6 protein-coding genes and 1 rRNA gene are annotated in these 6,694 nt (G+C 43.2%); 3 read left to right on the plus strand and 4 right to left on the minus strand.

Annotated elements, in window-relative coordinates; all coding sequences use genetic code 11:
* Window positions 1-95 precede the first annotated feature (95 nt).
* From yiiM to sodA, 3 genes are all read right to left on the minus strand, one after another.
* Window positions 96-767: a 6-hydroxyaminopurine reductase gene (yiiM, locus tag Xenpb_RS10395; RefSeq protein WP_187654253.1), complete on the minus strand. Its 672-nt coding sequence runs from the start codon at window positions 765-767 to the stop codon at window positions 96-98.
* 103 nt (window positions 768-870) lie between these two features.
* Window positions 871-1,284: an Exc2 family lipoprotein gene (locus tag Xenpb_RS10400; protein WP_255523098.1), complete on the minus strand. Its 414-nt coding sequence runs from the start codon at window positions 1,282-1,284 to the stop codon at window positions 871-873.
* Window positions 1,285-1,406: 122 nt separating this feature from the next.
* Complete coding sequence (sodA, locus tag Xenpb_RS10405; protein ID WP_187654254.1) at window positions 1,407-2,033, minus strand: superoxide dismutase [Mn]; 627 nt, start codon at window positions 2,031-2,033, stop codon at window positions 1,407-1,409.
* 371 nt (window positions 2,034-2,404) lie between these two features.
* Here sodA and acs point away from each other — a divergent pair, with 371 nt between their 5' ends.
* From acs to actP, 3 genes are all read left to right on the plus strand, one after another.
* Window positions 2,405-4,360, plus strand: coding sequence for an acetate--CoA ligase (gene acs, locus Xenpb_RS10410; protein WP_187654255.1), 1,956 nt, complete (start codon window positions 2,405-2,407; stop codon window positions 4,358-4,360).
* Window positions 4,361-4,529: 169 nt separating this feature from the next.
* Window positions 4,530-4,841 carry a DUF485 domain-containing protein gene (locus tag Xenpb_RS10415; protein WP_187654256.1) on the plus strand — a complete coding sequence of 104 codons (312 nt, stop codon included), beginning with the start codon at window positions 4,530-4,532 and terminating at the stop codon, window positions 4,839-4,841.
* Complete coding sequence (gene actP / locus Xenpb_RS10420; protein ID WP_187654257.1) at window positions 4,838-6,499, plus strand: cation/acetate symporter ActP; 1,662 nt, start codon at window positions 4,838-4,840, stop codon at window positions 6,497-6,499. The genes Xenpb_RS10415 and actP overlap by 4 nt, the downstream gene beginning before the upstream one ends.
* Window positions 6,500-6,569: 70 nt before the next feature.
* Here actP and rrf read toward each other — a convergent pair.
* Window positions 6,570-6,685 (minus strand): 5S ribosomal RNA (gene rrf / locus Xenpb_RS10425).
* Window positions 6,686-6,694 lie beyond the last annotated feature (9 nt).

A 6,694-nucleotide genomic window follows, 5' to 3' on the forward strand; every position in this document is an offset into this window, starting at 1 on the left:
AGATAAAAATAAATATGACGATAACAAGAATATAGTTATCGTCTACTGGATTATAATAGAATATTGTTTAGTGATTCTTTAAAATTAAAATAATTTTACTTTCCAAATAAACGACGACTGAAATCTTCAATTTTTCCATACAATATCCGTTGCTGCATCTTCAGGTTCCAACTGGCAGATAACCCCGCAGCTCTCATTAAACGTTGGTATTCTTCTTCATCAAATGGACTATGGAAAGCAATGGAGATGGCTTCTTTAACAGAAATATCACTATTGCGGCTCAGCAATCTTATCGGTTCACTCACGCTGACAAAACCAGAAGAAATAACACGATATAGCCAACCACAATATCCGCTATCTTGCATGATGGCAGAAAAGTTATTAATTCCAGTAAGATGATTGAGTTTATAACAAGGAGCGCGGGGCTGTGTAACCTGAATCAAAGCTTCTCCCCACTGGAATATATCCCCGATATAGACATTCTCTTCCGTCATGCCTTCCGTAGATAAGTTTTCACCAAACAATGGTGGTGAGAATAATTCCGTTAATTCAGGAAATTGCCTTTTCCAAAAGAGATAATGTTCCATAGGATAATGACAAAGCGCGCGATCAGGCCCGCCATGAAAACGGGTTTCTGCCTGTTCATCACCTTCCAGACCAAGAGAGGTAAGCTGTAAACGGCCATTCACCAGCAGTTTGTTAATTGCGCTGGAACCCCATTTTTCGGAGGATATTATTTTGCCTCTATATACCTGTAGGTAATACATTTCTATTCCTCCCCAATAGACGAGTATAAATATTACCCTGAGCGAATAAACGCGGCAAGCCTCGCTTCAATTCACAATGGAGGGAAAACTTCCCTCCAAGACGTTAATTCCGGCCTTCGTAACCGTCTGTATAAGTGGCAGATATGGCTTCAGACATGGCCTTGAGCCATTTTGGTGAAGCAGTCTCGTTGTAAGCCTTACCTGCAAACCATGATTTTCTCTGAATAGAGTTCAGAAACTCATCACTGCTGAAATAACTTACACGTTTCTGCGCATCTTCCGGCGTCATCCCTGCTTCCCTGTCCTTTTTACCTAGTTGCCAGAACTGTTCAAAATAAGGTACAGAAAGCTGGATGCTATCGTATATTTTAGTATGGAAATTAGGGTCAAAATCGTCGTTAGAAGCATAAATGAAATGCTTGGCGTTGCGTTCAGCACTACTCTTTGGCTGTGAGCATCCGACCATGAGAGAGGATACTATAAGGGTTGTTACTATCATGACAGCGTTCTTTTTCATTATTGCATTGTGCCTTTAATCGTGAAGCAGAAAGAATGCCAAATAATAAATAAAAATTATGAATAATAAAAATGCTGATCACTGTAGTGACCAGCATTATCAAGGGAGGAATTTTTTAGCACTTATTTAATTTTTTCTTCGTAACGTCTTGCAGCCTCATCCCAGTTAACGACATGCCAGAATGCTTTAATGTAGTCGGGACGACGGTTCTGATACTTCAGATAATAAGCGTGCTCCCACACATCCAAACCCACAATCGGGTAACCAGAAGCACCTGCGATCTCTTCACCCATAAGCGGGCTATCCTGATTGGCCGTTGAAACAACCGCCAGTTTGCCTTCTTCTTTCAACACCAACCATGCCCAGCCGGAACCAAAACGCGTGGCTGCCGCTTGTTCAAATTTTTCTTTGAAGCTGTCGATACTTCCAAAATCGCGCTCAATAGCCGCTTTCAAAACACCAGACAATTCAGTACCCAGTTTTAAGCCTTTCCAGAACAAGCTGTGGTTTGAGTGCCCACCTGCATTATTGCGAACAAAAGTACGCTTATCAGCAGGCACTTTATCAAGATGCTGGACTAGGTCGTCAATATCCAGCCCGCTTAATTCAGGGAAGGCCTCCAGAGCTGTATTCGTGTTAGTGACATAAGTCTGATGGTGCTTGGTATGATGAATTTCCATCGTTTGTTTATCGAAATGAGGCTCTAGAGCATCATAAGAGTAAGGCAAAGAAGGCAGTGAATAGCTCATGTCATATCTCCAGTTGTTTAGAATATATAAAACTCACACTTGTAGACAGGATGATTATTATAGTGAATTGAATGATAATGAAAATGATTATCAATTCCATGTGTTCACTATGGTTTTCTTCTATAGGCTCGCGTTTCATACCAGAATTAAACTGAAAATCTAAACAAAATCGACTTTATGAAATTTTTAACCACAGATATAACTGACAACCTTACTTAACTTCACCCAATGACACTGCACTAAATGATCATTCCATGAAATTCATTCTCTTTATTGCGTGATCTTCCGCGCAAAAAAGAAACAAAAATTCCCCTTGCACTTTAGTTAACGTTGTTTTGACATAGTATTAACAATTGCAAGGAGATAAAAATATGACTCAAATAATCAAGCATCTTATTCCTGCTGATATGGCAGATACGGCCCTGATAAGCAAACAACAATATCAACAAGACTACCAATGGTCGCTACAAGACCCTGAAGGGTTTTGGGGTGAAAAAGGTAAAATAGTGGATTGGATAAGGCCCTACACTAAGGTCAAAAACACGTCTTTCGACCCAGGGCATATCAATATCCGCTGGTTTGAAGATGGAACACTGAATTTAAGTGCCAACTGTCTCGATCGCCATCTGGAAGAGCGTGGCGATCAAACCGCCATTATATGGGAAGGAGATAATCCAGCAGAATCCCGACACGTTACGTACCGCGAGTTACATTATGATGTCTGCCAGTTTGCCAATGTTTTGAAAAAACTGGGTGTCAAAAAAGGTGATGTTGTTGCTATCTATATGCCTATGGTGCCAGAAGCTGCTGTTGCAATGCTGGCTTGTGCCCGTATAGGAGCAATCCACTCTGTGATTTTTGGTGGCTTTTCTCCGGATGCAATTTCAGGCAGAGTTATCGATTCTAATGCCAAGCTTGTTGTTACCGCAGATGAAGGTTTGAGGGCCGGCCGTACGATTCCATTGAAGAAAAATGTCGATGAGGCGCTGAGCAATCCTGCTGTGACGAGTGTCACTAATGTGGTTGTCTTCAGACGCACAGGAAATACCAGCAACTGGCATGACGGCCGTGATTTATGGTGGCATGAGCTTATCGAAAATATCAGCTCAGATTGCCCTGTTGAAGAGATGAATGCTGAAGATCCGTTATTCATCCTTTATACCTCTGGTTCAACCGGTAAACCCAAAGGCGTTTTGCATACGACCGGGGGTTATCTGGTCTATGCTTCCCTGACGTTCAAATATACGTTTGATTATCGTCCCGGTGAGATTTATTGGTGCACAGCCGATGTAGGCTGGGTCACAGGGCATAGCTATTTGCTCTATGGCCCATTGTCCTGCGGTGCCACGACCTTAATGTTTGAAGGCGTTCCCAACTATCCCGATGTTAATCGCCTCTGTCAGATCGTTGATAAGCACCAGGTTAATATTATTTATACTGCACCAACCGCCATTAGAGCATTGATGGCTGAAGGCGATAAAGCTATAGAAGGAACCAAACGCACGTCGTTACGTATCATGGGTTCTGTCGGTGAGCCAATTAACCCGGAAGCCTGGGAATGGTATTACCAAAAGATAGGTAATAGTAAATGCCCTATCGTGGACACATGGTGGCAAACTGAAACAGGCGGATTCATGATTACGCCATTACCCGGTGCGACCGATCTCAAAGCAGGCTCCGCTACCCTGCCTTTTTTCGGCATTAGCCCGGCATTGGTCGATAATTCAGGGGAAATCTTAGAGGGAGAAAATGAAGGCAATCTCGTTATCACGGACTCCTGGCCTGCACAAGCACGTACTTTATTCGGCGATCATGAACGTTTCGAACAAACCTATTTTTCCACCTTTAAGGGAATGTATTTCAGTGGCGATGGTGCCCGACGTGATGAAGATGGCTATTACTGGATCACAGGCCGTGTCGATGATGTTCTGAATATTTCAGGCCATCGCCTAGGCACCGCAGAAATTGAATCAGCGTTGGTTGCATATCCCAAAATCGCTGAAGCGGCCGTTGTTGGTATTCCTCACCATATCAAAGGACAAGCTATTTACGCTTATGTCACGCTAATTCATGGTGAAGAACCTTCCCCAGAACTGTATACCGAAGTCAGAAATTGGGTTCGTAAAGAAATAGGCCCGATTGCAACACCCGATATTCTTCATTGGACGGATTCTCTCCCCAAAACGCGTTCCGGAAAGATCATGCGGCGTATTTTACGCAAAATTGCTTCTGGTGATACCAGTAACTTAGGAGATACCTCCACACTGGCTGATCCGGGCGTTGTTGAAAAACTACTGGAAGAAAAACAATCCATAAAGATGTCGTAAAACATATATGCCGCCGCAAGGCGGCTTGAATGACGTATCGCCAAAAGTACATAACTGCTCAGGGACGTGGCTAATAGTCATGAATTCTCTCGGAAACGGCTACCCCGTATCTGGCATTCCATAATGTAACTTAAGGTGTGTCGTTTAAAATCAACAAGGAGATACTCTGATGAATCCTGATATTTATCAAGAGATTGAAAATAATCCCCGCTTTAAGGAGTTGATTAAAAAGCGAGGACGTTTTGCCTGGTTGTTATCCATCACTATGTTAGTGCTTTATGTTGGTTTTATTTTCCTTATTGCCTTTGCACCTGAATGGCTTGGAACACCTCTCAATGAAAGCACGAGTATAACTCGCGGTATCCCCGTAGGTATTGGGATTATCTTTGCTTCTTTCATATTGACGGGGATTTATGTTGTGCGAGCGAATGGTGAATTCGATCGCCTGACATCCACTATTCTCAATGAGGTGAGAAAATGAAAAAAATTGTATTGTTAGCAATACCGCTATTTTCTTTCCTCTTTCCTATCTTAGCGCGAGCAGATGCTATTTCAGGTCATGTAGAAAAACAACCCCTGAATATTCAAGCGATTGTCATGTTTATGTTATTCGTCGGGTTAACGCTTTTCATTACTTATTGGGCCTCAAAACGGACCATTTCACGCTCAGATTATTATACCGCCGGTGGGCGTATTACCGGTTTCCAAAATGGAATGGCGATAGCGGGTGACTATATGTCAGCAGCCTCTTTTCTGGGCATTTCTGCGCTAGTTTATACCTCTGGTTATGATGGGTTGATCTATTCCATAGGTTTCCTCGTTGGCTGGCCAATTATTCTCTTCCTCATTGCTGAACGATTAAGAAATCTAGGGCGTTATACTTTTGCAGATGTTGCTTCTTATCGACTAAAGCAACGCCCTATCCGCACGTTGTCCGCCATGGGTTCACTGGTTGTTGTCGCGTTATATCTGATAGCCCAGATGGTGGGGGCAGGAAAACTTATCGAATTGCTATTTGGATTGAACTACTACGTTGCGGTTGTTTTAGTCGGCATCCTAATGGTGCTTTATGTACTGTTTGGTGGAATGCTGGCAACAACATGGGTTCAGATTATCAAAGCAATCCTGCTGCTGGCAGGAGCAACATTTATGGCTCTGATGGTCATGAAAACAGTAAATTTCAATTTCAATGATCTGTTTAAAGAAGCCGTTGCTGTACATTCTCTTGGCCCTGCAATCATGAGCCCCGGCGGATTGGTCTCTGATCCTATATCCGCTCTCTCTTTAGGACTGGCATTAATGTTCGGTACTGCCGGATTACCGCATATCATCATGCGATTTTTTACTGTTAATGATGCCAAAGAAGCCCGTAAAAGCGTTTTCTATGCCACCGGCTTTATTGGTTATTTTTATATACTGACGTTCATTATCGGGTTTGGTGCAATCTTATTGGTCAGTGCTAACCCTTCATTCAAAGATGAAGCCGGGGCGTTAATTGGTGGCACGAATATGGCTGCTGTCCATCTGGCAAGTGCCGTTGGCGGTGATTTTTTCCTTGGCTTTATCTCTGCTGTTGCTTTTGCCACTATTTTGGCTGTCGTTGCCGGATTAACGCTAGCCGGGGCCTCAGCGGTTTCCCATGATCTCTATGCCAATGTCATTAAACAGGGTCAGGCTAATGAACGTGACGAGCTGAGAGTGTCAAAAATTACTGTCGTTATTTTGGGTATCGTTGCTATCGGGTTGGGGATTTTATTTGAAAAGCAAAATATCGCCTTTATGGTTGGTTTGGCGTTCTCCATTGCTGCAAGCTGCAATTTCCCAATTATTTTACTGTCGATGTACTGGAGCAAGCTGACAACACGAGGAGCTTTAGTTGGCGGATGGTTGGGATTAATGACAGCCGTTGTATTAATGATACTTGGCCCAACAATCTGGGTCAGTATTCTTGGCCATGAAAAACCGATTTATCCTTATGAGTATCCCGCTCTATTTTCTATGTTCATAGCATTTATCGGGGCATGGTTATTTTCGATCACTGATACATCGAAACAAGGCCAACAGGAAAGGGATATGTTTCGTCGCCAGTTTATTCGTTCACAAACGGGGATTGGAATTGAGCAAGGAAAAGTACATTAAGCTAACAATTTATTTTCCCCAAATGCAAAAAAGCCATCCGGTTCAGGATGGCTTCTCTGGCTAATTGAATGTCTGGCAGTGTCCTACTCTCACATGGGGAGACCCCACACTACCATCGGCGCTACGGCGTTTCACTGCTGAGTTCGGCATGGGGTCAGGTGGGACCACCGCGCTGTTGCCGCCAGACAAATTCTG

The organism is Xenorhabdus sp. PB62.4 (assembly GCF_014467285.1).
Taxonomy (GTDB): Bacteria; Pseudomonadota; Gammaproteobacteria; order Enterobacterales; family Enterobacteriaceae; genus Xenorhabdus.